We start from the raw sequence: 24,420 nt of genomic DNA on the forward strand, positions 1-24,420 counted from the left end.
ACAAATAATTAAACGTTCACAAAGTGCGGGTATTTCTGTATAATACAGCGTGACGGATACGATATTGCGGTACTATAAACAATGCATTAGTACCATAAGAGAGGTTTGAGATATGATATTTGAGACACATGGTCATTATGACGATACTCAGTTTGATGAGGACAGAGAACAGTTAATTGCAGAATTCCTTGAGAAGGATATAGACAAGGTCATGAACGTCGGAGCGGATATGCAGTCGTCGAGGAATTCGGTGGAGCTTGCCGCAAAATATCCGCATTTTTATGCGGCAGTCGGCGTACATCCGAGTGAGGTAGGAGAGCTGACGGAGGCGGATATACAGGAACTTAAGAGCATGGTGCAGGATAATCCAAAGGTTAGAGCCATAGGTGAGATAGGCCTTGATTATCATTTTGATGATGATCCCCCGAGGGATGTGCAGAAGAAATGGTTCGTCAGACAGCTTGAGCTTGCACAGGAGCTTGCCATGCCGATCATCATACACAGCAGGGACGCCGCGTCAGACACCATGGAGATATTGAAAAGAATGGATGGCGGCAGAAATGGCGGTGTGATACACTGTTATTCATACAGCGTAGAACAGGCAAGAGAATATATTAAGATGGGATTTAACATAGGGGTTGGCGGAGTAGTCACCTTCAAGAACAGCCGGAAGCTTCAGGAGGTCGTGGAGGACATCCCTCTGGAAAAGATAGTTCTCGAAACAGACTCCCCATACATGGCTCCGGTTCCATTCCGGGGAACAAGGAACTCTGCCCTCAACATACCTTATATAGCTGAGAAGATAACCGAGATCAAGGGCGTTCCGGTTCAGAAAGTGTATGACCAGACATACGCGAATGCCCTGAAAATGTACAAGATGTAATAAAAACGTAGATTACAGGCAATGGAAAGGACAAAGCATGGAGAAGTTAAGTAATCCACAGGTCACGATAGAGACGATAAAGAAATACGAATTTGCATTTCAGAAGAAGTTCGGTCAGAATTTCCTCATAGATGCCCATGTCATAAACAAGATAATCAGCGCGGCGGACATCACGAAGGACGACTGCGTTCTGGAGATAGGCCCGGGAATAGGAACCATGACCCAGTATCTTGCGGAGAGTGCCGGACAGGTTGTGGCGGTGGAGATAGACAAGAATCTTCTCCCTATTCTGGACGAGACCCTTGCGGAGTACGACAATGTGACCATCATCAACGATGACATACTGAAGGTGGATATCAACAAGATCGTGGAGGAGAGAAATGGCGGCAGGCCTATCAAGGTGGTTGCGAATCTTCCATACTATATAACCACACCGATCATCATGGGACTTTTCGAGAAGCATGTGCCGCTTCTCTCGGTGACGGTCATGGTGCAGAAGGAGGTTGCGGACCGCATGCAGGTGGGCCCGGGAACCAAGGATTACGGAGCACTGTCCCTGGCAGTTCAGTATTATGCCGAGCCGTATATAGTGGCAAATGTTCCGCCAAACTGCTTTATACCGAGACCGGGTGTGGGCTCAGCGGTCATCAGACTGAACAGATACCAGGAACCGCCGGTCAAGGTGAAGGACGAGCAGCTCATGTTCAGGCTGATAAGAGCATCATTTAACCAGAGAAGAAAGACTCTCCAGAATGGTATAGCCAACAGCGGAGAGCTGTCATTTGCCAAGGAGCAGATCGCAAAGGCTTTGGAATCCCTTGGAATATCAGCAAATATCCGTGGAGAAAGTTTGAGTCTGGCGGAATTTGCAGCTTTGAGCGACATTCTCACGGACAAATAATGTCATAGGTGGTGAGACAGAATCATAGATAATTGATAAAGCCCCCGGAAAAGGACGCAGAATTCCGGAAGGGAGAGGAGGATTATCTATGGTGTACTGGAACCGATTTATATCGTATATTTACAGGTATCACGACGGACACAAATGTGAAAATTCAGGATTTGCCAAGGTGGCAAAGGTGGGGAGAACGGGAAGACTCACGGTTGGACTGAGAAACGGAATGAACAGCAGAGAGGAAATCTATGGCGTGTTCATTTACAGGGAGACGCTGGCCGACGAAGGCGCAGTGGGCGGTGAACAGACAAATGAACCCGTGATGATCCCTCTGCCGGTGCTCGTCGGTAAGATGAGACTCAGAAATGGACACGGTGAGGAGTGCTTCTCATTCTGTTGGGATGATGTCATGGAGAGTGGACGGCCTGTGACTGCATTTGCCGGTATCGTCATAAGGCGTATACAGCCGGATGGAAATATGGGGCAGGAGTATTACGACAGCGATATATTCTGTTCGTCCTGGACGGACAGTGTGATAGATTATTCCAGAATGTGGGATGCGAAACGTGCGGGCCGCGATGCTGAGGAACTGAGCGAGGCGGTGAGAGAGGCCTCCATAACAGATACGGTCACGGCAGAGTTGGAGCTTGAGAGCTGTGCTGCACCGGCGGAGCCTGTATGTTCTGATGAGGTCGAGACCTCCGAGACCGGAACGGCGATAGACAAAATGTTTGAGAACTATGAACGTCTGCCACTTCTTCCGGGAAGCTCCCTGGATGACGGGCTGGACAGCGTCATAGAGAGCGTGAAGATATCCCCGAATGACATAGGTCTGCTGGACATGTGCAACTGGAAGCTCGGGGTGAACAGCTTCCTGACACACGGGTATTACAGCTACAAATACCTGATGTTTGGCAAAGTCATATTTTCCCCAGATGATGACCGCGTCAGTTACATACTTGGAGTTCCGGGGGTGTATTCCTCGAGGGAGAAATACCTTGCCGGGATATTTGGATTTGACAGATTCGTGCCGGAGAAGGAGACACATATCAAGACCGGCAGCTTCGGCTACTGGATAGTGGATATAAGATAGGAAGAAGAGGATAAAGAGAATGGAAGATACCAATATAGATGAGCTGACGCCGGAGGAGCGGCGTATCCATGAGAAGTATATGGATAAAGCCATAGCCCAGGCAAAGAGGGCTTATGCAAATGGCGATGTTCCGATAGGCTGTGTCATAGTCCACGATGACAGGATAATCGCAAGGGGCTTCAACAAGAGAAATCTGAAAAAGACCACACTTGCACATGCGGAGATACTGGCCATAGAACAGGCGTCAAAGAAGCTCGGCGACTGGCGGCTGGAGGAGTGCACAATGTATGTGACCCTTGAACCGTGCCAGATGTGTGCCGGGGCCATAGTGCAGGCCCGTATCCCAAATGTGGTGATAGGATGCATGAATCCCAAGGCCGGATGTGCGGGCTCCATAATAAACCTGCTGGACATGAAACAGTTCAATCATCAGGTTGAGGTTATACGTGGTGTGCGGCAGGATGAATGCAGTGAGATGATGAAGAGCTTTTTTCGCGACCTGAGACAGGGAAAAGCGAAGAATGCTTGACGGCGGGCGGCATGTCAGATATAATGTAGCCTGCGGTGCATCTTGTGCACAGCCAATTAAATATGTTTTAAAGTTTCCATGCAACCGGGGAGGTAGCGGCGCCCTGTACCTGCAATCCGCTATAGCAGGGGTGATGGTCTTCCGGAGGGGTGGCCGCTGTAGGGCTGCCCTCAGTAAGTGATGTTGATGTCTGGGTCTCGCGCAACAGGAATCTTCGAACCGTGTCAGGTCGGAGACGAAGCAGCACTAAGGGGAATCTCCTGTGTGCCGTGAGGGTGCCTGGGCTGAGTTAACTGCTGAGGTAACGTCTATGGTGACGCTTCGAAGGAAGATCGCATGGATTTTTTTATTTTTAACATTATTTATTAAAAATTTAAAAAAATATAGCAAAATCCCACAAAAGATGTTATCATCAAGTATGATACTTTTGCAGTGTTATTATGCGCTGCAGAATAGTGATTTCCAAGGGGCGAAACGGATATGAATTACGCTGAAGTAATTGATTTTGTAAAGGAACAGACAGCCGTTAACGGCAGGCCGCCTAATTATCCATTCAGGAGCAGATTTGAACATACTATGCGGGTGTATAGATGGGCGATAAAGCTTCAGTCGAAGTTAGGTGGAGATCTGGATATAATAGTTCTCGCGGCACTTCTTCATGATGTGGGCTGGGATGACGAGAGACCACATGGGGAGGTAGGAGCAGAGATAGCTGTCAATTATCTTGACAGTCTGGGAGTCGATCCACAGAAGATAGCCAAGATAGGCGAGATAATCATGATCCATGAGGAGAAGGATACTGATGCAGATTTGTCACTTGAGTGCAGGATAGTTATGGATGCAGACCTGCTGGATGAAGTTGGAGCGATCAGTGTTCTGTGGGATTCCATGGCTACGGCTATAGAGGACGAGGCAAGCTATAAGCGCGCATATTACAGAATCAAGAATTTTTATAAGATCAATAAACCAAAGATCAAGAGATGTAAGACGGAGGCTGGACGACTTGAGTACAGCAAACGCATGCAGCTCCTTGAGGATTTCATATTCCAGCTTGAGAAAGAACTGTTCTAGTATCGATTGATGAATTTGATTGTGGATAGGAGAGATAATTATGAAGACATTTGTTAAGATCCTTGTAGCCATTATTGTGGTAGCAGCTATCTGTGGCGGTGTGTATCTGGTTCTTCCTGAGACAGCTCAGATATTTGTAAAGGGTAATATTCAGTATCGTACTAACGATGAAGCAAAGGACAAGATAGACAGCCTTAAGAAGAATGAGATCGTCTATACAGATGTACAGAGCAACGGAACAGAGAAGAAGGTTCCTACAGGTGTTACATATGGAGACGCTCTTGATAAGAAGGCCAAGACAACAGTATGGTATTATGAGGACACAACAAACGGTGGATTCAGAATCACATATTATGGAACAAAGGTCAGCATGGATCTTGCAAAGTATGGTTCAGATGGAACATATATAGACAAGACACTGAAGGCAGTATTTGATTTCCCTGCAGGCGGAAAGAGTACAGTTACATTGTACATAGGAGATGAGCAGTGTGACGATGCGATGAAGGCTGCTGTACTTCAGGCTCTGGCTAACTAATAATAGTTAATATACAATAAAACTCCACACCGACTATGATTTAGACGGTGTGGAGTTTTATTTTGCCTTTTTATAATTGCTTTTGCAGATCTTATGCAGATCAGTCGTGGCCGTTTACGAGATCCTCTATCATGTTGATGATGATTCCCGTTGAGTCGGTCAGGTTGCTGGACTCCATAGCCTGGATATATTTCTCTTTGTTGTTGTACACTTCATTTATTCCGGCGAACAGGGAATCTGTGTTCAGCTCTTCCTCCTGGATCACATAGCTGTATCCGCTCTTCTCAAATGACTGGGCGTTGAGAATCTGATCACCTCTTGATGCAGCCTTTGACAGAGGAATGAGGATGTTCGGTTTTCTGAGTGCGAGAAGCTCACAGATGGCATTGGCTCCTGCACGTGAGATGATGATATCGCACAGTGCAAGCATGCTTGCAAGTTCCTTCTTTACATATTCGTACTGGACATAGCCCTTCTTATCCTTGAGGGATTCATCCAGATTGTCCTTGCCGCACAGGTGGATGACGTTGAAGGTCTCCAGAAGACGGTCGATATTGTCTCTTATTGCGTTGTTGATTATGACGCTTCCTGAACTTCCGCCCACGATAAGGAGAACAGGCTTGTTGTCAGTGAAACCGCAGTAGTTATATGCAAATGCGGAATCGCCGCGGAAAAGTTCCTCTCTGATAGGGGTTCCGGTTACGACTGCCTTGCCCTCAGGGAAGAGATCCTTTGTCTCAGGAAAGTTACAGCATACCTTTGTCGCCTTTGGAAGGGCGAGCTTATTTGCAAGGCCGGGAGTCATATCTGATTCGTGTATCACCACAGGGATACCTGCTGAGTGTGCGGCAAATACCACAGGGACTGTGACAAATCCTCCCTTTGAGAATACTACATCAGGCTTGAGCTCTTTCATGAGCTTCTTTGCTTCAGATATTCCTTTAAGTACCTTGAACGGATCTGAGAAGTTCTTCATTGAGAAGTATCTTCTGAGTTTTCCTGAAGCTATGCCGTGATAAGGGATGCCCATATCTTCTATAAGTTTTTTCTCCATGCCGTCATATGAACCGATGTACTGGATGTCATATCCGTGCTTCTTCAGCTCCGGCATAAGTGCCATGTTTGGTGTGACATGACCTGCTGTACCGCCGCCTGTCAATATAATTCTCTTCATAATGATTGTTAATCCTCCTGTTACTGTGCTGAAGCCAGATACTGCTTGAGTGCCTGAGCCAGTTGATCCGGGCATGAAGTCGGCTTGAAACCGCAGGTTGTGCCCTCGAGTCTGGCGATGACGTCCTCTGGCTTCATGCCTTCTACGAGAGCTCCGATACCCTTGAGGTTACCATTGCATCCTCCGGTGAACTTTACATCATGCAGCCTGCCATCGATGACGTCAAAGTTGATCTCGACAGAGCAGGTTCCTTTAGTCTTATAAACCATAACAATACCTCTTTTCTATTGTACTTAACCAATCATTTTAATATTCGCTGATACATTCTAAGATGTATGTATCCTGCTTTTTTCATCTTGAAGTATATCAAAAGAGCATGCAAAAGACAAACATTTGTCGAGCGAAAATAATTGTATACCCCGGAATGTCGCTCATATAATACTACCATCCGGACCGGCCAAACGGATGTGGGGTTAAGCCCTGACAGGATATGATCGAATAATTGAAAAGAGAGGGAAAACTATGTTTGAAATTTTGTTGAATCAGAATGTGTGTATGTATGTGATGATAGTGTGTGGGTGTATAGGGCTGACAGGACGGGCTGTGATGAGCAGTTATCTTGCAAGACTGGCAAAGGCGGCTGAGCGCATGGGAACGACGCGGAAAAAACCATTGATGGAGATGCGCAGGCGGTATGAGGATATAACATCGCTGGATGTGAACATACATGACACTGCCGCATTTGTGGACAAGTACATAGACAGGCTGAAGATAGGTTTTATACCGATAAATGTGTGGAATGGATTTGTGAAAAATATGGGAGTGGCCGCAGCTGGGACAGGCATATTTGCAGCGGCGTATCAATATTATGTAGTAGGCGATGGCGTGGAGACATTGAAGATGCTGGGGTGTGGACTGGCAGCCTGCATAGTGCTGGTGGCTGCTCATAACCAGTGGAATTGTGAATGGCATATGAGGACTCTGCGTGACAGCGCCAGAAATTATCTGGGCAACAGCCTGGCAAACAGATTGAAAAAGGAAGAAGAGAAACAGACGACGAAGCAGGATACTGTTGAGGCCATGGCAGCATGCAGTGAGACAGATGAAAATGACAGGATAAAAAGAAAGGCGAAGCCTGCGCGGAAAGCACAGCGGAGTGATAAGTCAGATTATGATGCTCTGCTTGACGGAATAATGAAGAAAATGCTTGCGGACGGATAGCAGGGGTGTTGATGAGCAGGTGCGTGGCAGATGAAATGTAGGTGAAAGCCGCCTGCAGAAGCCAATAAATTCAGGATGGTAGATGGTGAGAAAGCTGTACTTGATAGCAGGACTGTATGCGGTCTGCGTGATCGGGGCTGTGCTGAGTGGATGTTCCATATATGACAAGGAAGATATGTCCAAAATGATAGCAACTCCGGGTGATGCAGAGTGTCAGGCGGACGGTGCGAAGAATGGGGAAGGTGATGCGGAAGGAAAAGAAAAATCGGGAGACAAGACGGAAGATGCGGAGAGTAACACGGACACAGACGGGGAGAGTCAGGGTGAGGATATGACCAGACTAAGGGATTACAGCCAGATATCGACAAAGAAATATTCATGGTACATAGTGCGGGACAAAAATCATGGAATGAGTGGCTGTGACAACAGCTTTCCGCTGGAGCAGTACGATGCGTTCTACGTGGACAGAGTGTGTGCTGAGAAGAATGAAAAGGTGATGTATCTGACATTTGACTGTGGGTACGAGAACGGATATACAGAGCAGATGCTGGATGTGCTCAAAAAGCACAATGCAAAGGGCTGCTTCTTCGTGACGATGACTTACATAAGGGACAATCCGGATATAGTAAAGAGGATGAAGGAGGAGGGACATCAGGTGGGAAACCACACGGTGCATCATCCGTGCATGCCGGAGAAGAGTGTGGAGGAGCAGAAAAGTGAGTTAAAGGAGTGCTCAGACTTTATGAGGAATGAAACTGGGTATGAAATGGATATGTATTTCAGACCGCCGTGCGGTGAGTACAGTGAACAGGTTCTGCAGCTGGCTAAGGATATGGGGTATAAGACCATATTCTGGAGTATGGCTTACCTTGATTATGATGTGAACAATCAGCCGGGGACGGACTATGTCATTGATCATTTTGCGAAATATCATCATCCGGGAGCCATTCCTCTCATACACAATGTGTCGTCGTCCAATGCGCAGGCACTTGATACGGTTCTCACAAACCTGGAGAAGGAGGGATATGAGTTCAGGTCTTTGAATGAGAAGAAAATTGAATAGTGGTATCAGAAACAGAAGCTCTCTGTGCGGATCATGCCGATCCGAACGGAGAGCTTTTGTGTATTGGCAGTGCGATCTGTGTGATATAAGCATCTTTATTTGCTCCGTGGGTTGGAGGACCCTCCATAAATGAATTGCGAAAATAACCACAAGTAGCAAGATTGTTTTCTTTTGCATAGTCCAATAGTTTCTTCTGGACAGTGTCGAAATTTTCATATGGACCACGGTGGTATATACAGATAGCTGCAGTCTGTGGAAGTTTTTTTATGTGTTCGTCATTGGTGTCAGGATCTGCTGCGACAGGTATGACATATCTTCCTTCGGATGTTGATTCGACAAAAACCTCTGTACACATTTTGCCTGTGGTGTCCAGTTGGTATTTTTTTGTTGCCTCGATAAAGGTCTTGCGCAGATCTTCAGTTTTTCTGGCCAGATCAGAGTCTTTGAACTCCTGACAAAATGCAGTGAATGAGGGAAGAGTGATAAAACGGATCTCCGGTTCTGATGTCTGGGACTGACGCAGCTGAAGCTGGGCTATGCACAGATCCAGCTGGGAACGGAGCGTAGTCATACGTTCAATGACATCCTCAAGCTTTTCGGTATTATTGAAGTACTTGTTAATCTCGGATAGCGATAATCCTAGTCCCTGAAGAACTTTTATAATTCGTATATGTACGATGTTATCGGCAGAGTAGTAGCGGAAACCGCTGCTCTCATTTTTGTATGCGGGTGTCAGAAGCCCCAGGTCTTCGTAGTTTAACAGCATTCTTCTTGTCACTCCAAGCATTTTGGTGACTTCGCCAATTTGATATAGATTTTTATTTGCGTGATTCATATGATTCCCCTTCCCTTAAAAATAGACAAAAAAAATTGTGAATATTGCATAAATACCGCAAAAATATTGTTGACTTGAACATTGATGTACGAATTATAATTATCATAAATTGTTAAAGGAAAAGAGTCAAGAATTAACAGGAGGTAATGGTTGCAGAGAGAAAACATTAACGGACACACGAAAAAGAGGTTTTATTGAGAAAGAGAGGGAAGTGTATGAAAGAAAGAATTCTATGCAGAAAAGTTATGGCATGGCTCATGACAGCTTTCATGGTCATAACGTGTTTGATTTCGATAGGTGGTAAGAATACTGCCTACGCAGCGGCTATGGAGAATATCAAGGTAACAGACGTGGATATAAGCACAGATGGACATATGAGAGGTCTCAAGTGGGGGTGGACAACCAGCGGTTATGCCAGCGCGAGCTGCAAGCTTGGCATTCAGTCTGAGAAGTTCACGACAGGAGATCTCACAAACTTTGGTGATTATCTGAGCAGCCATAGGTACAGTGGATGGGCGAGTGCCGAGTCACCTGAAGGCTGCGGATTTAAAGGCTGGATAACAGAGAACTCGTTCTCAAGGAGTTCAGGTACATATGACAGAACGGATACCATTTCCGGAGAGGGAATAGATATGGGTACCACGGGTGTGTATTATCTGTATACGTGGACATATTATAATGGTTATGTATTCCCTGATATTTACATAGGAAGTATTGATCTGAATGCTGGCAAGATCGTGGACGCCAGCGGCAATGAAATAACATTTCAGATCGGTGGCTTTTCAGGCGGAGGCAATACAGATCCTTCGGAGGAAGAAGTTGTATTCATGAACAATGGATATCCATATGGCAAGAATATGACGAATAGTTCAATCACTCTCGTTATGGACGTGACAGGGGAAGCTGCAACATATCAGTGGCAGAGCGCAACCAGTAAGCGTGGACCATTTACAGATATTGAAGGTGCAAATGGAAGTACATATACGTTCACCCCGACTCATGGATACTGGTACAGGTGCGTGGTGGATGGTACAGCCAGCAGAGCGGTAAAGGCAGTTATCCCTACCAGTGACAATGGAAATACGTGGACAAAGCCAAATACTTGCTGGTATATAAGCAATGGAGTTATGGCTTACATGGCCAATGACAAAGGGGTTGATATTGTTGGCTTGTATACCAAGGACGGAAAGAACTATATGCTTGGAACAAGCTACGACAAAGTATGGAGATTGTACAGCAGAAGCGATTCAGAGCCTTCAGCTGAAACGGCTACATCACAAGTATCTGTGGCTTCGCTTGCAGCTCTAAGATTGTCGTTTGATCCTATGAATACTCACGATCTGATTTTTGATGCTGAACTTGGTGAGGGACAGCACTCATTTGCAATAGGAGCGGATGCGAACATTGGAAATAGTATTACAAGCTCTGACAGTGCAGATGAAGCGGTGCTTGCTGCCACTGTCAAGAATGGTGAATTACAGCAGATAGCGATGATGGGAGTTGCTAAAGCGGCGGATGCGGCAGATGATACTCCATCATTTGTTCTTGCCCCTATAACACAGGCAAGTTATTACTGGATCGGGGACTATGATTCCAGAAGAATATTTGAGTACAATACAGGTTCATCAAGTTACATAAAGGAAACTGCTGAAATAAATGGTCAGAATGCTGCATCCCTGGTTGAAGGAATAGATTCGGGATTGACAATGTCATGGACAAATGTTGAAGATGGCGGACATATAGGTTTCAAATTTAGCGTTGGAGCGGTGGCTGATGTAGGAGCAGTTACAGGACAGGTTGATTATATAACAGAAAATCTGACAGATCTTGATGGCGATACTTCATATATCATCACTGTCGATGGCGAGTCATATGAAATTGTGAGTGATATGTATGGTGATATAGCTCTTGAGGGAACAGATGATAACGACGTATCATATAGTTTGTTTGGTAAAAATATAAGTATCAGCAAGAAGAACAGTCAGGATACACCTGCTGATATAACTGTTGCAGCAAGACCGGAGGCGCCATCTGCACCGAAGACTCTTGCAGACATACAGAATCCAACACCAGCTGATATGGAAAGTGCTGCAGACGGCGAAGGCATTGAGATAGTAAGCGTGACTGGCGATTCTGTGACAGTAAGCCCGCTTGGCGGACAGCAGTATCAGTATTCGATGGATGGAGCGACATGGACAGTTCTCGATGATCTGAATGTGTCAGATAATTATGTTATCTCAGGACTTGAAGAGAATCAGAGGGTATATGTTCGCACAAGATACGTGGCTAATACGACAAAACCAGCTTCATTGTGGTCAGATGCCAAGGCAGTCTCACGTGATCTGATCGCCGGAGTAACTGCGGAAGATACAACCTGCACTTACGATGGATTGATACATAGCCCATCTGTTACAATTGCAGATGGCCTGGATGGAGCTTCTATCCGTTATTCATTGGCAGCAGATGAGCCGTACACACAGACGGTTCCAGAACTTAAAAATGCCGGAACATATAAGGTGTATTACCTTGTTACAGCAGATGAGTGTTCACCGGTATTTGGCGATGTGACTGTGACTATCGAAAAGAAAACGATCACAGCGGATAAGGTAATCGTTGATGAAAATGCATATATACAGGGAATCCAGTTCTCAGGATTGCTGGATGGAGAAGAACTGGTATATGACGAGGATTATACTGTGGTACTGTGGGACGTTACACCAGGAATAGAGAAGGTTGTAACTACATACAGATTTGGGCTTGCAACTACGGGAAATGCAGCCAATTACATACTTCAGAACAAGTCATGGGATATGGTTCATTATCATGACTGGACGTATGAGATAAAAGAAGGCCACAGTAACAAGATAATTGCATATTGCAATGAAACTGAGAATCCGGCACACTGCGCATATCAGGGCAGAAACGAGGCGGTCAGCTGTACTGTGACAGCAGAAAGCAGAGCGTATGACGGCACAGAATATGCAGGTGCAGTTGTTAATAACTGGATAACAGAGAAGACCGGAGAGGCAGCTGTTACATATTATGAGGGAACAGGTGATACCGATTATCCGGAAAATGAGAATGCGCCGGTAAATGCAGGTACTTATAAGTTTGTTGTGAAGATAGCTGATGTTACGGCATATGCAGAATTTGAAATACAGAGACTTGATCAGAATGTTGAATTTGATGTAAGCGATTACACATTTGGCGACAGTGTAGAGGCTCCAGAGGTTACAGGAGCACAAGAGGATCCTGTTATAGAGTATTACTACACAACAGAGAACAGCAACACAGATGGTACATTGTGGGAGAACTCCAGATCAGCAGATCCGGGCACATATTATATGTATGCCAAGGTTTGTGCTACAACCAATTACAATGAGTATGTAACACAACCGGTTCAGTTCACAGTTGCAAAGAGAGAGATAATTCCAGCAGCAACAACTCTCAAAGTAGGCAAGGTGGCAGCAAAGACATATGGAGGTGCAAAGTTTGCCCTCAATGTGAAGTGCAGTAGAAATGACAAGAAAACATTTACAAGCAGCAATACAAAGGTTGTCAAGGTGGATGGCACAGGCAAGGTAACTATAGTTGGTGCAGGCAAGGCGGTTGTGACAGTATCCGTTGCGGCAAATCAGAACTATAAGGCAGCAGCTGCAAAGGTTGCGATCACGGTAAATCCAAAAGCCATCAGAGTAACTGCAAATGACGCATCTAAGTATGAAGGCAAGGCGGATCCGAAGTTTACATTTACAGCGGAGGGACTTGTTGGCAAGGATAAGCTTACAGGAATTGTTCTCAAGAGAGCTGCTGGTGAGAAGTCCGGAACATACACGATCACAGCAAGCCAGAAGAAGGGTGCAAATCCAAACTACAATATAACATTTGCCATTGGCCGTCTTGTTATAAAGAAATCTCCAAATGTTGAACCTAGTGGAACAGAACTCTATAAGAAGACACTTCCGTTCTTCCTTATGAAAGGAAAGGGAACAGGAACAAGAATAGATCTGACATGGGATAAGGTCAAAGGTGCAACAGGATATGATGTATACTGGTCATATTGTAATGGAAAGAACAACTTCAATAAGCTTGCTAATGTACCGAAGTCCCAGAAATATGCCGATAAGAACCTCAATAATAAGAGAGAATACAAGTATTTTACAGTCGCATACAAGATGTCGGGTGGCAAGAAGGTATATCTCGGCAGGACAAATACAGTCCATGTTGCAATGCCTCAAGCATCAAAGACAAATGTCCTGAAAGTTACTGTGAACAAGACCAAGGTTAACCTTGCAAAAGGTAAAACATTTAAGATCATCAAGAAGGTTAAGCTTGAGAATCCAAAGAAGAAGGCGTTAAACCATCTTACGAAGAAGGAAAGGTTCATAACATCCAATGCAAAGGTGGCAACTGTTTCATCTGCAGGAGTTATAAAGGCAGTGCGTAAGGGCACATGTACGGTTTATGTAATGTCTGAAAATGGTGTTTGTGCAAAGATCAAAGTGACGGTTAAGTAGTGCTTTAGACATGGTTATAATTGAAAACTCCTCCAAACCGGTTGTGGCTTTGGGGGAGTTTTTTGAGATTAATAGTTGATTATGGTATACCTATTTGCTAAAATTGATTCAATGTGAAAAATTTAATACAAGTAAGGAGAGAAAACAAATGGCACAGACAGTAAGTTTCGATTTTAAGAATGCAAAAGCCATGGCTACAGACGCTGATATCGCAGCAATCAAGGATCAGGTAGTAGCTGCAAAGGCAACACTTGTAAACAAGACCGGTGAGGGAAATGATTTCCTTGGATGGATCGACCTTCCAGTAGACTATGACAAGGAAGAGTTTGCGAGAATCAAGAAGGCAGCAGCTAAGATCCAGGCAGATTCAGACGTGCTTGTAGTAATCGGTATCGGTGGTTCTTACCTGGGTGCAAGAGCAGCCATCGAAGCTTTAAGACACAGCTTTTATAATTCAGTTGACAAGTCAATCCGTAAGACTCCTGAGATCTACTATGCAGGATCAAATATCAGCAGCACATACATGGCTCATCTGCTTCAGGTGATCGGTGACAGGGATTTCTCTATCAACATCATCTCCAAGTCGGGTACAACAACAGAGCCTGGTATCGCTTCAAGAATCTTCAAGAAGAAGCTTGTTGAGAAGTATGGCAAGGAGGGCGCAGCAAAGAGAATCTACGCCACAACGGACAAGGCAAAGGGCGCTCTCAAGACACTTGCAACAGAGGAAGGCTATGAGACATTTGTAGTTCCTGATGATGTAGGAGGACGTTTCTCAGTTCTCACAGCAGTTGGTCTTCTGCCAATAGCAGTAAGCGGTGCTGATATAGATAAGCTTATGGAAGGCGCAGCTTCAGCAAGAAAGGATTGTCTTGCACAGGACTTCGACGATTCAGATGCTATGAAGTACGCAGCAGTAAGAAATGTACTGTACAACAAGGGTAAGTCAATCGAGATCCTTGCTAACTTTGAGCCGGCACTCCACTATGTATCAGAGTGGTGGAAACAGCTCTACGGCGAGAGCGAGGGTAAGGATGGCAAGGGACTCTTCCCAACAGCCACAGACTTTACAACAGACCTTCATTCACTTGGACAGTTCATCCAGCAGGGTTCACAGAACCACTTTGAGACAGTGATCAATGTTGTTAATCCAACATGTGAGATCGTTATGGAGGCTGAGGACTCAGATCTTGACGGACTTAACTATCTTGCAGGCAAGACAGTTGATTTCGCCAACAAGAGTGCTATGAACGGAACTATCCTTGCACACGCAGATGGTGGAATTCCTATCATCCAGATCAACATCGACAAGATTGATGAGTTCACTCTCGGTGAGCTATTCTACACATTTGAGTTTGCATGTGGTGTGAGTGGATACACACTTGGTGTAAATCCATTCAATCAGCCAGGTGTTGAGAGCTACAAGAAGAACATGTTCGCTCTTCTCGGCAAGCCGGGCAACGAGGAGCTTGGCAAGGAGCTTCTTGCAAGAATCAACGGTTAATAGATCTTTACAGATTAATATATAAGAGATGCAGGTGTGTTTTGCCACACCTGCATTTTTTTGCAATTCTATATTTCTTGTAATCAGAATCGCACAATGTTATACTTATGAAGTGTATAGGCTCAGAATTGAGCCTGATCATTTGCATTGTGAATGGAAGGATAAGAAGGGCAGTGACATATGAATGAAAAGAGAGATGTAGAGGGGCTGTACAACCGATATAGACAGGTTCCATTGTATCTGATAGGAATGTTCTGTCTGATGACAGTGTTCATGTATTTTGTCGGAATAGGAGCCGGCGTTATAGCCACCATTTTTACGGCAGTATACGGAGCGGTGAGCATTGTTGTTTTCCTGAGGATGAATGCTTTGTCCCGCGACAGATATGTGGAATTTGCCATGGAGCACGGCAAGATGCAGAAGGAGCTCATAAAGGAGTTTCCGGTTCCGTACGCATTGCTTGACGAGGATGGAAAAGTTGTGTGGGTGAACGACGAGTTCTCAGGTATAACGGAGACCAGTAAGAGAAAGCTCATGAAGCTGAATATAGTTCAGGTATTTGAGGAGGTTACCGAGGAGAGTCTTCCTTATCAGGAGGAGGTTACCGAGGGAGAGATAGCATTTAACGGAAGAGAATACCGTTATGAGATCAGACGTGTACAGGTGAACAAGGTTGAGCCTGTTATGGAAGAGACTGATGCCCAGCCGGATGAGGCCGGCACAGACGGAGACGGGTCTGCTGAGCAGAAGAAAGAGACGAAGGCTTCGCACGGTGGTTCAAGACACCACGGCAAGACGGACACCTTCCTTGCGTTCTACATGTTTGATGTGACAGTGGTAAATCAGCTCACTCAGGAGAACCACGATCAGAAGCTGGTTGCGGGTCTCATATATATTGATAACTACGATGAGATATTTGAGTCGCTTGAGGAAGTACGACACTCTCTTCTTGTTGCCCTGGTCGACAGAAAGATCAACAAATACATGGCAAATGTCGACGCCATAGTCAAGAGCCTTGAGAAGGACAAGTACATGTTCGTGATGCCACAGAAGTATCTGGATCAGCTCAAGGAGAACAAATTTGCCCTGCTCGATGAGGTCAAGGCTATAAATATCGGAAATGATCTTCCGCTTACACTCAGTATAAGTCTTGGTACTGATTACAAGAGCTTTATAGAAAACTTTGAGGCAGCGCGTTCCGCCATGGAGCTTGCTCTGGGCCGAGGCGGCGATCAGGCGGTTATCAAGTCCGCCGACAGGATCACCTACTTTGGCGGTAAGAGTCAGGGAACGGAGAAGTCCACGAGAGTTAAGGCGAGGGTTAAGACTCTTGCGTTCAAGGAGCTTCTTGAGACCAAGGAGAAGGTTATAATCATGGCCCACAAGAATCCGGACATGGATGCTTTTGGTTCAGGTATAGGAATATACAAGATGGTGACTGCGCTGGGCAAGACGGCGCATATAGTTGTAAATGAGGTGTCATCGGCCATAAGTCCGATATACGGCAATTTCACTTCGAGCAATTCCTACCCGGCAGATATGATAATCAACAACGATCAGGCGCTCAGTCTGGTCGATGACGACACGGTCGTAGTTGTGACGGATGTGAATAATCCTACGCTCACGGAGTGTGAGGAACTGCTGGCATATGCGAAGAGCATAGTGGTGTTCGATCACCACAGGCAGACAAAGGATGTCATTGCAAATGCGACACTGTCGTATATAGAGCCATTTGCGTCATCTGCATGTGAGATGATCGCAGAGATGCTCCAGTACATGGATGAGAAGATAAAGCTCAGGCCTACAGAGGCGGACGCCATGTATGCCGGAATACTCATTGACACCGACAACTTCCTGAGCAAGACCGGTGTCAGAACCTTTGAGGCAGCCGCGTTCCTGAAGAGAAGCGGTGCGGATGTCATGCGAGTAAGGAAGATGTTCAGAACTGACATAGAGACCTACAGACAGAAGGCGGAGGGTGTCAGCCACGCAGAGATGGTGCTTGATGCATTTGCTATATCAATCATTACACCTGGGGATGGCCCTGAGTCGCCGGTGGTACTCACCGCCAAGATTGCAAATGAGATGCTGAACATCGCAGGTGTCAGAGCTTCGTTTGTAATAGCGCAGATGGGTGCGGATGTCAAGATAAGTGCAAGAGCCATTGACGATGTCAATGTCCAGATAATCATGGAGAGAATGGGTGGCGGCGGTCATGCAAATATCGCGGCAGCTCAGTTTGAAAATGCGAAAGCAGAGGATATAAAGAAGGAGCTTGTTGGGCTCCTGAATGAGATGTATAAGGAAGGAGATATTTAGGATATGAAGGTCATATTATTACAGGATGTTAAAAGCCTTGGAAAGAAAGGCGCAATGGTAGAGGTAAATGAGGGCTACGCAAGAAATTTCATAATTCCTAAGAAGCTCGGCATGGAGGCAACTCCAAAGAATATGAATGATTTCAAGCTCCGCAAGGCTCATGAGGAGAAGGTGGCAGCAGAGAATCTTGCTGATGCCAAGGCACTTGCGGCAGAGCTTGAGAAGGCTTCAGTAACTGTTAAGATCAAGGTTGGAGAGGGCGGAAGAACATTTGGCTCAGTATCCACAAAGGAGATCTCAGATGCCATCAAGAGCCAGCTCGGCAAGGATATAGACAAGAAGAAGATCGTTATGAAGGACTCCATCAAGGCGTTAGGAAGCTTTTCAGTGAAGGTCAAGCTTCACCCTGAGGTTCAGGCAGAGCTTGCTGTAAAGGTCGAGGAAGCATAAGGAGTATAGATAAAACATGGAAGATGCATTTGCAAGAAAAAAGCTTCCCTACAATCTGGATGCCGAGAAGTCTGTTATAGGTTCCATGCTCATGGACAGAGACGCCATAGTGGAGGCGTCCGATATGCTGACCAAGGAGGATTTCTACTACGGTCAGTACGGAATATTGTTCGAGAATATGGTAGAGCTGTTCAAGGAGGGTAAGGCGGTCGATCTGGTAACCCTGAAGAACAAGCTTGAGGAGAACAATGTACCTGATGAGGTCATAAGCACCAAATCCATAGCGGAGATATTGGAGACGGTTCCGACATCGGTGAATGCCAAGCATTACGCAGAGATCGTGGCGGACAAATCCATACTCAGGAAGATGATAAAGCTGTGCGAGGAAGTGGAGAAGGACTGTTATCTTGATTCTGAGGGAGTTGAACAGCTTCTTGAACAGGCCGAGAGCGGTGTGTTCAATCTGATAAAGGAGAGGAACGGCTCCAGCAAATTTGTGGGGATCGACAGGATCGTCATGAACGTTATCGAGCAGATAGAGGAGGCTTCCAGAAAGAACACAAGAGTAACAGGTATCCCTACGGGATTCATAGATCTGGACAATATGCTCACCGGTCTCCATGGATCGGAGTTTATACTGGTGGCTGCTAGACCTGCCATGGGTAAGACGGCATTTGTTCTTAATATTGCCCACCATGTTGCCGTGCGCAAGGGAATTGCCACTGCGATATTCAACCTGGAGATGAGCAAGGAGCAGCTTGTAACGCGTATGATAGCCATGGATTCCCTGGTTGATTCCCAGAAGGTACAGACGGGACAATTGGCTGAGGACGACTGGGATCAGGTGCTTGCCAGTGCGGAGAGTATAGCTGCCGCACCGCTGTACATAGAGGATAGTTCAGCACTCACCATATCCGAGCTGAGATCAAAATGCAGACAGCTCAAGAGCAAGAACAATCTTGGACTCATCATCATCGACTACCTGCAGCTTATGAGCACGACGGGACGAGTTGAGTCGCGACAGCAGTTCGTATCTGATATGTCGAGATCGTTGAAGATGCTTGCCAGGGAGCTGGATGTGCCTATCATAGCGCTGTCACAGCTTAACCGAGAGGTTGATAAGAGACCGGATCACAAGCCTGTGCTTGCGGATCTCCGAGAGTCGGGATCTATCGAGCAGGATGCCGATGTGGTTATGTTCATATACAGAGATGATTATTACAATCCTGATACCGACAAGAAGGGTATCTCGGAGATAATCATAGCTAAACAGAGAAAAGGTGCCACCGGATCTGTGGATCTGGTATGGCTGCAGGAATACACGAAGTTTGCCAACAAAGAGCACTAAATATATTATGTTTTATAAGGAGAATTGAAAATGGTAGTTGAACCAAGAGTTAAAGATTTTATTTGTACAACAGCTCACCCGGTGGGATGCGCACAGAATGTAAAGAATCAGATCGAGTATGTCAAGTCAAAGGGAGCAGTTAAGAGCGATAACGCACCTAAGAAGGTTCTGGTGATCGGAGCGTCAACAGGATACGGACTTGCATCACGTATCGCAGTTGCATTTGGCTATGGCGCAGATACCCTCGGCGTTATGTTTGAGAAGGAGTCAAATGGACGCCGTACAGCAACCGCTGGCTTCTACAACAACAGAGCATTTGAGGAGGAGGCTCACAAGGCCGGACTCTATGCAAAGTCCATCAATGGCGACGCGTTCTCAGTCGAGATCAAGGAGCAGGTCATCGAGACCATCAAGGCAGACATGGGCAAGATAGACATGATCGTATACAGCCTGGCTGCCCCTAGAAGAACAACTCCAGATGGAACAAAGTACACATCAGTACTCAAGACGGTTGGTGAGGAGTACACCAACAAGACACTTGTACTCAAGGACAACACCATCACAGATGCACATATAACAGCGGCAAATGATGACGAGATCAATGCCACCATCAAGGTAATGGGCGGTGAGGACTGGATCGACTGGATGCAGGCACTCTCAGATGCCGGAGTTCTGGCAGATAACGTGATCACAGTTGCATACTCATACATAGGACCAAAGATCACATTCCCTATCTACGCTGAGGGATCGATCGGACAGGCAAAGAAGGATCTGTACAAGTCAGCAGACATTATAAATGAAAAGTTCCCTAACATAAAGGCGAAGATAGCCATCAACAAGGCTCTTGTCACACAGTCAAGTGCAGCTATCCCTATCGTACCTCTGTATATCACACTTCTCTACAAAGTTATGAAAGAGAAGGGACTCCACGAGGGATGCATAGAGCAGATGCAGAGACTGTTCATGGATAAGATCCTGGATGACAGCCAGGTGGACGACAACGGATTCATCCGTATGGACGACTGGGAGATGAGAGATGATGTTCAGGAAGTTGTTGCTGAGCACTGGGATACAGTCAACAATGACAATGTCAAGGATATAGCAGACATCGATGGATACTGGGAGGATTTCTACAACATGTTCGGTTTCAAGATCGACGGTGTGGATTACTCAGCAGATGTTGATATCATGTAATATTCATGGGTAGTTTCAATATATAAATACTACAAATGCCCCACAGATTCATAGAATTTGCGGGGCATTTCGGTAAGCGCTTTTTTGGCGTGCCTGACCCATTATTTTCGCAAGGAGGAAGACGGTATATGTACAAATATTTATTATTTGATCTTGATGGAACCATCACCAAGTCTGAGAAAGGAATATTCAACTGTATAAAATACGCTCTTGACTGGGCTGGAATTCCATATCCTGAATACAGTGTATTCAGAAGCTTTATAGGACCATCACTTTATGATTCTTTCGTGAGGGAATTCGGCATGGACGACGCAAAAGCGAAAGAGATGGTTGCGAAGTACAGAGAGAGATACAACGTGGTAGGTCTCTTCGAGGCTGAGGTGTACGACGGAGTGGCAGACACCCTGCGTGCCCTTAAGGAGAAGGGCTGCATACTCTCAGTTGCAACCAGCAAGCCGACAGAGCCGACACTCCGTATCCTTGAGAAGTTCGGTGTGGGAAAATATTTTGACGTTGTAGTTGGAAGTAATCCCGACGGAACAGGATCAGACAAGAAGCACATCATATCCCAGGTCCTTGAAAGCCTCAAGAAAGATCACGGACTGACAGAAGATATGATAAAATCAAACCAGGTTGTGATGATAGGCGACAGACGCTACGACATAGAAGGTGGCAAAGCCTGTGGCCTCCAGACCATAGGAGTCCTCTACGGCTACGGCAGCAGAGAAGAATTCGAAGCAGTCGGCGCAGACAACATAGTAGAAAGCCCAGAGGAAATCCTGAATCTGTAGATAGAAAGGTAGCTTATAGTTTATAGATGTCTGTGTTGATATATATTTTTTATTAAATATCTATGATTATTTTTGTGGGATGACACTCTGGGGAACTGAATAAAAGAAAAACAGGTAAGAGTCGATATCTATAATATAGTGTGGTGTATAAAATATATTTTTCAGCGAAATATGTCAGGAGAATGATCTGAAAAGTATATATCCAATAAGATCAGGATGACATACTCTCCAGGGATATAAAAATTGGGTCTCTATATATGTAATCGATAGCGAAGACGCCTGAACTTTGCTGCTTATTGCTAAGGCGGAGCTCGCAACGCCCTTATAGCGAGCGGGAGCCGCGTGCAGATATAAGCAAAGCAAAGTGAGGTAAGTCGAGCGTGATTACATATATAGAGACCCAATTTCTGTCCCTGGAGAGTATGTCATCCGTCCGTTCGTCAGATCATCTCCTGACATTTGAGATATACCCGAAGAACGCTCCGATGATCCCCCCGATAATGTGGGTGAGATTAGACACATTGTCCTTCACAAACACTCCGTCAGCCACCTGTCCGCCGATATAAAGCACTGCAACAAGTATGAAGGTGAGCGGTATGGAGCCGTCCTTTATACATGCAAAAGAAGACAGAAGAATGTATGCGAATACCACTCCGCTGGCGCCGAGCAATGCTGTACCAGGGAAGAATATAAAATGCACGATTCCTGTCACCAGTGCGGTGGTGATGGTTACGATGAGCAGATCCTTTGAGCCGTATTTTTCCTCAAGTAGTGGGCCGATCACAAGCAGCAGCGTCATGTTGTTGATAAGGTGACTCCAGCTTGCGTGACCAAACACATGGGCAAACATGCGGATGTAGGTTAAAGGATCGGTGAGAGGGGCTCTGTATACTTCAAATAGAAGAAAGTTACTTTTGCCGCCTGTGAGGATATTCAGGAGGTAAGCTCCCAGACAAATGAGTGCAAATGTAAGTACCACAGGTGAGTTAAAGGATATTCTTAATATGGTTTTGGATTTTGTCTTTGACATGGATCGGTTCCCCTCTTATTCATATAGTATAGAAAAATATTACCAGCGGTCATCCGCTGGTAATATTTTTTAAGCGTCATAATCTGGCATATCGTTAAAGTACATCTTGTAGAAGTTGGTACTCTGTTCGAGAACCCTCATGGTTGATGGAAGCGGTACGGCGATGAGGTCGTTGAACTCATACTCTCCGGCTGCTGAATCAATCACATGTCCCATCTGAGTCTCATTATGTGTGTAATCGGCGTTGAAACCGCCGTATTTATTGCCACGGGCATCAAGACGTATCCACTTCTTGAGATCCGGGTGATATACCGCATTAAGTGCATGCATAGCCATAAGTCCGCCCTTGTGCTTGATACGGATATAGCAGAATCCTGTATATAAGTTGTTGGCACGAAGCAGTGCTGCCAGCAAATTGGCCTTTGAATAGCTGATGCCCGTGCTGGCTTCCAGTACATCGGAAGCGCTGATAGTTATTACTGAAAAGTTGCTGTCATATGTGTGAGAAATCCTATCCCGGACAAAATAGTAACATGCCTGTATGATCTCATCACTGCTCTTGCAATCTGCAGCAAGTTCCTTTGCCTTTGCAGCAACGATAGGATTGTCATAATTTACATACTTGTCGTATTGCAAATATGCTGAATCCTTATTTCTCTGAATTAGTTGCATTGTGTCATCTCTCCTTTATTACTTGGAATATGTAGAACTTCAGATAATAAGATTCATCTGCAGCCCATAATATTGGGTGATCAGGAGCCTGTGTGCGGAACTCTACCTGGCGAAGTCTTACATGTGAATTCATGGCGGCCTGTTTTATGGTCTTGGTAAATAACTCGAAATCCATAAAATGTGAACATGAACAAGTCGCAAGGAATCCACCATCCCTTACGAGTTTCATAGCACGCAGATTAATCTCGCGATAGCCTTTGACTGCGTTCTTTATTGAATTTCTTGATTTTGTGAATGCCGGCGGGTCAAGTATGACAACGTCAAACTGTTCGCCTTTTGATTCCAGTTCAGGAAGAAGATCAAATACATCTCTGCACTCAAAAGAGACAGTGCTCTCCAATCCGTTGAGCGCTGCATTCTCTCTGGCCTGGGCAATAGCAAGTTCTGAAGCGTCTACTCCCAAAACGCTGGAAGCACCGGCTATGCCTGCGTTGAGAGCAAAGGAGCCTGTGTGTGTAAAGCAATCAAGAACCTTTGCATCTTTACATATTCTCTGAATAGCAAGACGATTATACTTCTGATCCAGAAAGAATCCGGTCTTCTGACCGTCTTTCACATCAACAATATATCGAACGCCATTTTCATTTATATGAACCTTTGTGTTAAATTCGTCACCAATAAACCCTTTATAGGTATCCATCCCCTCGTGTTTTCTGACTTTTGCATCGCTTCGTTCATAAACACCCTCGATTATTATACCATCATTTTTAAGTATATTTTTTAAAATATTTATTAACAAATTTTTAACTTTGTCGATGCCGAGTGCCAGTGATTCGACAACAAGCACGTTTTCAAACTTGTCAATGACGATTCCCGGCAGAAAATCAGCCTCGCCAAATACGACATGGCAGCTACTGGTGTCGACGGTTTTCTTGCGGTAATCCCATGCATCCTGAAGTCTCTTTGTGAAGAATGCCTCGTCGATCTCGGTGTCCACATGTCTTGTGAGCATGCGGATGAAGATCTTGGAGTTGGTATTTATGAATCCTTTGCCGAGTGGATAACCGTCGAAGTCCTTTACTATGACGATGTCGCCGTTCTCAAAGCTGCCGACTATGGTGTCGACCTCATTGTCAAATATCCATGCTCCGCCGGACTTCAGAAGTCGTCCCTCTCCCTTTTTTAATGTAACAATAGCTCCCATAATATATGTATCCTTTCTCTGTACTGCCGTTGGCAGACATTTTTCGTTGTCTGTTTTTGAATTTTGCGGATTTATTTTACCATATGTAGACA

General features: G+C 45.4%; 21 protein-coding genes and 1 other RNA gene. 16 read left to right on the forward strand and 6 right to left on the reverse strand.

The annotated features are described in order from the left end of the window. Nucleotides 1–112: 112 nt before the first annotated feature. From DWW60_RS03290 to DWW60_RS03320, 7 genes are all read left to right on the forward strand, one after another. Complete coding sequence (locus tag DWW60_RS03290; RefSeq protein WP_117874372.1) at nucleotides 113–883, forward strand: TatD family hydrolase; 771 nt, start codon at nucleotides 113–115, stop codon at nucleotides 881–883. Nucleotides 884–920: 37 nt separating this feature from the next. Then, nucleotides 921–1,784 (forward strand): 16S rRNA (adenine(1518)-N(6)/adenine(1519)-N(6))-dimethyltransferase RsmA, encoded by an 864-nt coding sequence (rsmA, locus tag DWW60_RS03295; protein ID WP_055145795.1) that lies wholly within the window; start codon nucleotides 921–923, stop codon nucleotides 1,782–1,784. Between the two features lie 88 nt (nucleotides 1,785–1,872). Continuing rightward, nucleotides 1,873–2,871: a DUF6128 domain-containing protein gene (locus DWW60_RS03300; protein WP_117550018.1), complete on the forward strand. Its 999-nt coding sequence runs from the start codon at nucleotides 1,873–1,875 to the stop codon at nucleotides 2,869–2,871. A 19-nt stretch (nucleotides 2,872–2,890) separates the two neighbouring features. Then, nucleotides 2,891–3,400: a tRNA adenosine(34) deaminase TadA gene (tadA, locus tag DWW60_RS03305; protein ID WP_015534501.1), complete on the forward strand. Its 510-nt coding sequence runs from the start codon at nucleotides 2,891–2,893 to the stop codon at nucleotides 3,398–3,400. A 76-nt stretch (nucleotides 3,401–3,476) separates the two neighbouring features. Continuing rightward, nucleotides 3,477–3,740: signal recognition particle sRNA large type (ffs, locus tag DWW60_RS03310), an RNA gene on the forward strand. A 140-nt stretch (nucleotides 3,741–3,880) separates the two neighbouring features. After that, the gene (locus DWW60_RS03315) at nucleotides 3,881–4,471 is read left to right on the forward strand and encodes an HD domain-containing protein (RefSeq protein ID WP_015534503.1); all 591 of its coding nucleotides are present in this window, start codon (nucleotides 3,881–3,883) and stop codon (nucleotides 4,469–4,471) included. Nucleotides 4,472–4,511: 40 nt separating this feature from the next. Further along, entirely contained in the window at nucleotides 4,512–5,006 is a 495-nt protein-coding gene (locus DWW60_RS03320) for a hypothetical protein (protein WP_015534504.1), read from the forward strand. Nucleotides 5,007–5,106: 100 nt separating this feature from the next. Here DWW60_RS03320 and DWW60_RS03325 read toward each other — a convergent pair whose 3' ends face one another. Together DWW60_RS03325 and DWW60_RS03330 are read right to left on the reverse strand one after the other, a co-directional pair. Next, nucleotides 5,107–6,180, reverse strand: coding sequence for an undecaprenyldiphospho-muramoylpentapeptide beta-N-acetylglucosaminyltransferase (locus DWW60_RS03325; protein ID WP_022216000.1), 1,074 nt, complete (start codon nucleotides 6,178–6,180; stop codon nucleotides 5,107–5,109). A gap of 20 nt (nucleotides 6,181–6,200) precedes the next feature. Next, a complete protein-coding gene (locus tag DWW60_RS03330; RefSeq protein WP_015534506.1) occupies nucleotides 6,201–6,449 on the reverse strand; it encodes a TIGR03905 family TSCPD domain-containing protein in 249 nt (82 codons plus the stop codon). Between the two features lie 253 nt (nucleotides 6,450–6,702). Here DWW60_RS03330 and DWW60_RS03335 point away from each other — a divergent pair, with 253 nt between their 5' ends. Both DWW60_RS03335 and DWW60_RS03340 read left to right on the forward strand, forming a co-directional pair. After that, complete coding sequence (locus DWW60_RS03335) at nucleotides 6,703–7,401, forward strand: hypothetical protein (RefSeq protein WP_117874373.1); 699 nt, start codon at nucleotides 6,703–6,705, stop codon at nucleotides 7,399–7,401. Between the two features lie 82 nt (nucleotides 7,402–7,483). Continuing rightward, the gene (locus tag DWW60_RS03340) at nucleotides 7,484–8,464 is read left to right on the forward strand and encodes a polysaccharide deacetylase family protein (protein ID WP_243002909.1); all 981 of its coding nucleotides are present in this window, start codon (nucleotides 7,484–7,486) and stop codon (nucleotides 8,462–8,464) included. 31 nt (nucleotides 8,465–8,495) lie between these two features. Here DWW60_RS03340 and DWW60_RS03345 read toward each other — a convergent pair whose 3' ends face one another. Next, nucleotides 8,496–9,299, reverse strand: coding sequence for a MerR family transcriptional regulator (locus DWW60_RS03345; protein WP_022215997.1), 804 nt, complete (start codon nucleotides 9,297–9,299; stop codon nucleotides 8,496–8,498). Nucleotides 9,300–9,514: 215 nt separating this feature from the next. Between DWW60_RS03345 and DWW60_RS03350 the strand changes: the two genes are divergently transcribed. The 7 genes from DWW60_RS03350 to DWW60_RS03380 all read left to right on the forward strand — a co-directional run bounded on the left by DWW60_RS03350 (nucleotide 9,515) and on the right by DWW60_RS03380 (nucleotide 21,422). Continuing rightward, nucleotides 9,515–13,816, forward strand: a complete 4,302-nt coding sequence (locus DWW60_RS03350; protein ID WP_117874374.1) for an MBG domain-containing protein — start codon at nucleotides 9,515–9,517, stop codon at nucleotides 13,814–13,816. 148 nt (nucleotides 13,817–13,964) lie between these two features. Beyond that, nucleotides 13,965–15,320 carry a glucose-6-phosphate isomerase gene (locus tag DWW60_RS03355; RefSeq protein ID WP_004852292.1) on the forward strand — a complete coding sequence of 452 codons (1,356 nt, stop codon included), beginning with the start codon at nucleotides 13,965–13,967 and terminating at the stop codon, nucleotides 15,318–15,320. A gap of 180 nt (nucleotides 15,321–15,500) precedes the next feature. Beyond that, a complete protein-coding gene (locus DWW60_RS03360; protein ID WP_117874375.1) occupies nucleotides 15,501–17,639 on the forward strand; it encodes a DHH family phosphoesterase in 2,139 nt (712 codons plus the stop codon). 3 nt (nucleotides 17,640–17,642) lie between these two features. Then, on the forward strand, nucleotides 17,643–18,089 hold the full coding sequence (gene rplI, locus DWW60_RS03365; RefSeq protein ID WP_015534512.1) for a 50S ribosomal protein L9: 447 nt from the start codon (nucleotides 17,643–17,645) through the stop codon (nucleotides 18,087–18,089). Nucleotides 18,090–18,105: 16 nt separating this feature from the next. Then, the gene (gene dnaB / locus DWW60_RS03370; protein ID WP_015534513.1) at nucleotides 18,106–19,437 is read left to right on the forward strand and encodes a replicative DNA helicase; all 1,332 of its coding nucleotides are present in this window, start codon (nucleotides 18,106–18,108) and stop codon (nucleotides 19,435–19,437) included. 30 nt (nucleotides 19,438–19,467) lie between these two features. Then, a complete protein-coding gene (gene fabV, locus DWW60_RS03375) occupies nucleotides 19,468–20,631 on the forward strand; it encodes an enoyl-ACP reductase FabV (RefSeq protein WP_117874376.1) in 1,164 nt (387 codons plus the stop codon). A gap of 128 nt (nucleotides 20,632–20,759) precedes the next feature. Then, a complete protein-coding gene (locus DWW60_RS03380) occupies nucleotides 20,760–21,422 on the forward strand; it encodes an HAD hydrolase-like protein (protein WP_117874377.1) in 663 nt (220 codons plus the stop codon). A gap of 445 nt (nucleotides 21,423–21,867) precedes the next feature. Here the strand turns inward: DWW60_RS03380 and DWW60_RS03385 are convergent, their stop codons facing one another. From DWW60_RS03385 to DWW60_RS03395, 3 genes are all read right to left on the reverse strand, one after another. After that, the gene (locus DWW60_RS03385) at nucleotides 21,868–22,452 is read right to left on the reverse strand and encodes a rhomboid family intramembrane serine protease (RefSeq protein WP_015534516.1); all 585 of its coding nucleotides are present in this window, start codon (nucleotides 22,450–22,452) and stop codon (nucleotides 21,868–21,870) included. A 69-nt stretch (nucleotides 22,453–22,521) separates the two neighbouring features. Further along, complete coding sequence (locus DWW60_RS03390; protein ID WP_015534517.1) at nucleotides 22,522–23,124, reverse strand: transglutaminase-like domain-containing protein; 603 nt, start codon at nucleotides 23,122–23,124, stop codon at nucleotides 22,522–22,524. Between the two features lie 4 nt (nucleotides 23,125–23,128). After that, nucleotides 23,129–24,328, reverse strand: a complete 1,200-nt coding sequence (locus DWW60_RS03395) for a class I SAM-dependent rRNA methyltransferase (RefSeq protein WP_117874378.1) — start codon at nucleotides 24,326–24,328, stop codon at nucleotides 23,129–23,131. Between the last annotated feature and the right edge of the window lie 92 nt (nucleotides 24,329–24,420).

Origin of the sequence: Coprococcus sp. AF16-22, assembly GCF_003461545.1 — a bacterium.
Classification (GTDB): domain Bacteria; phylum Bacillota; class Clostridia; order Lachnospirales; family Lachnospiraceae; genus Coprococcus; species Coprococcus aceti.

Excerpts from the sequence above, each read along its gene's own strand:
- DWW60_RS03355 (WP_004852292.1), top strand. The coding sequence starts at position 13,965 with ATGGCACAGACAGTAAGTTTCGATTTTAAGAATGCAAAAGCCATGGCT.
- DWW60_RS03340 (WP_243002909.1), top strand. The coding sequence starts at position 7,484 with ATGGTGAGAAAGCTGTACTTGATAGCAGGACTGTATGCGGTCTGCGTG.
- dnaB (WP_015534513.1), top strand. The coding sequence starts at position 18,106 with ATGGAAGATGCATTTGCAAGAAAAAAGCTTCCCTACAATCTGGATGCC.
- DWW60_RS03320 (WP_015534504.1), top strand. The coding sequence starts at position 4,512 with ATGAAGACATTTGTTAAGATCCTTGTAGCCATTATTGTGGTAGCAGCT.
- DWW60_RS03330 (WP_015534506.1), bottom strand. The coding sequence starts at position 6,449 with ATGGTTTATAAGACTAAAGGAACCTGCTCTGTCGAGATCAACTTTGAC.
- rplI (WP_015534512.1), top strand. The coding sequence starts at position 17,643 with ATGAAGGTCATATTATTACAGGATGTTAAAAGCCTTGGAAAGAAAGGC.
- tadA (WP_015534501.1), top strand. The coding sequence starts at position 2,891 with ATGGAAGATACCAATATAGATGAGCTGACGCCGGAGGAGCGGCGTATC.
- DWW60_RS03360 (WP_117874375.1), top strand. The coding sequence starts at position 15,501 with ATGAATGAAAAGAGAGATGTAGAGGGGCTGTACAACCGATATAGACAG.
- fabV (WP_117874376.1), top strand. The coding sequence starts at position 19,468 with ATGGTAGTTGAACCAAGAGTTAAAGATTTTATTTGTACAACAGCTCAC.
- DWW60_RS03290 (WP_117874372.1), top strand. The coding sequence starts at position 113 with ATGATATTTGAGACACATGGTCATTATGACGATACTCAGTTTGATGAG.
- DWW60_RS03325 (WP_022216000.1), bottom strand. The coding sequence starts at position 6,180 with ATGAAGAGAATTATATTGACAGGCGGCGGTACAGCAGGTCATGTCACA.
- DWW60_RS03380 (WP_117874377.1), top strand. The coding sequence starts at position 20,760 with ATGTACAAATATTTATTATTTGATCTTGATGGAACCATCACCAAGTCT.
- DWW60_RS03395 (WP_117874378.1), bottom strand. The coding sequence starts at position 24,328 with ATGGGAGCTATTGTTACATTAAAAAAGGGAGAGGGACGACTTCTGAAG.
- DWW60_RS03345 (WP_022215997.1), bottom strand. The coding sequence starts at position 9,299 with ATGAATCACGCAAATAAAAATCTATATCAAATTGGCGAAGTCACCAAA.
- DWW60_RS03385 (WP_015534516.1), bottom strand. The coding sequence starts at position 22,452 with ATGTCAAAGACAAAATCCAAAACCATATTAAGAATATCCTTTAACTCA.
- DWW60_RS03335 (WP_117874373.1), top strand. The coding sequence starts at position 6,703 with ATGTTTGAAATTTTGTTGAATCAGAATGTGTGTATGTATGTGATGATA.
- DWW60_RS03315 (WP_015534503.1), top strand. The coding sequence starts at position 3,881 with ATGAATTACGCTGAAGTAATTGATTTTGTAAAGGAACAGACAGCCGTT.
- DWW60_RS03390 (WP_015534517.1), bottom strand. The coding sequence starts at position 23,124 with ATGCAACTAATTCAGAGAAATAAGGATTCAGCATATTTGCAATACGAC.
- DWW60_RS03350 (WP_117874374.1), top strand. The coding sequence starts at position 9,515 with ATGAAAGAAAGAATTCTATGCAGAAAAGTTATGGCATGGCTCATGACA.
- rsmA (WP_055145795.1), top strand. The coding sequence starts at position 921 with ATGGAGAAGTTAAGTAATCCACAGGTCACGATAGAGACGATAAAGAAA.
- DWW60_RS03300 (WP_117550018.1), top strand. The coding sequence starts at position 1,873 with ATGGTGTACTGGAACCGATTTATATCGTATATTTACAGGTATCACGAC.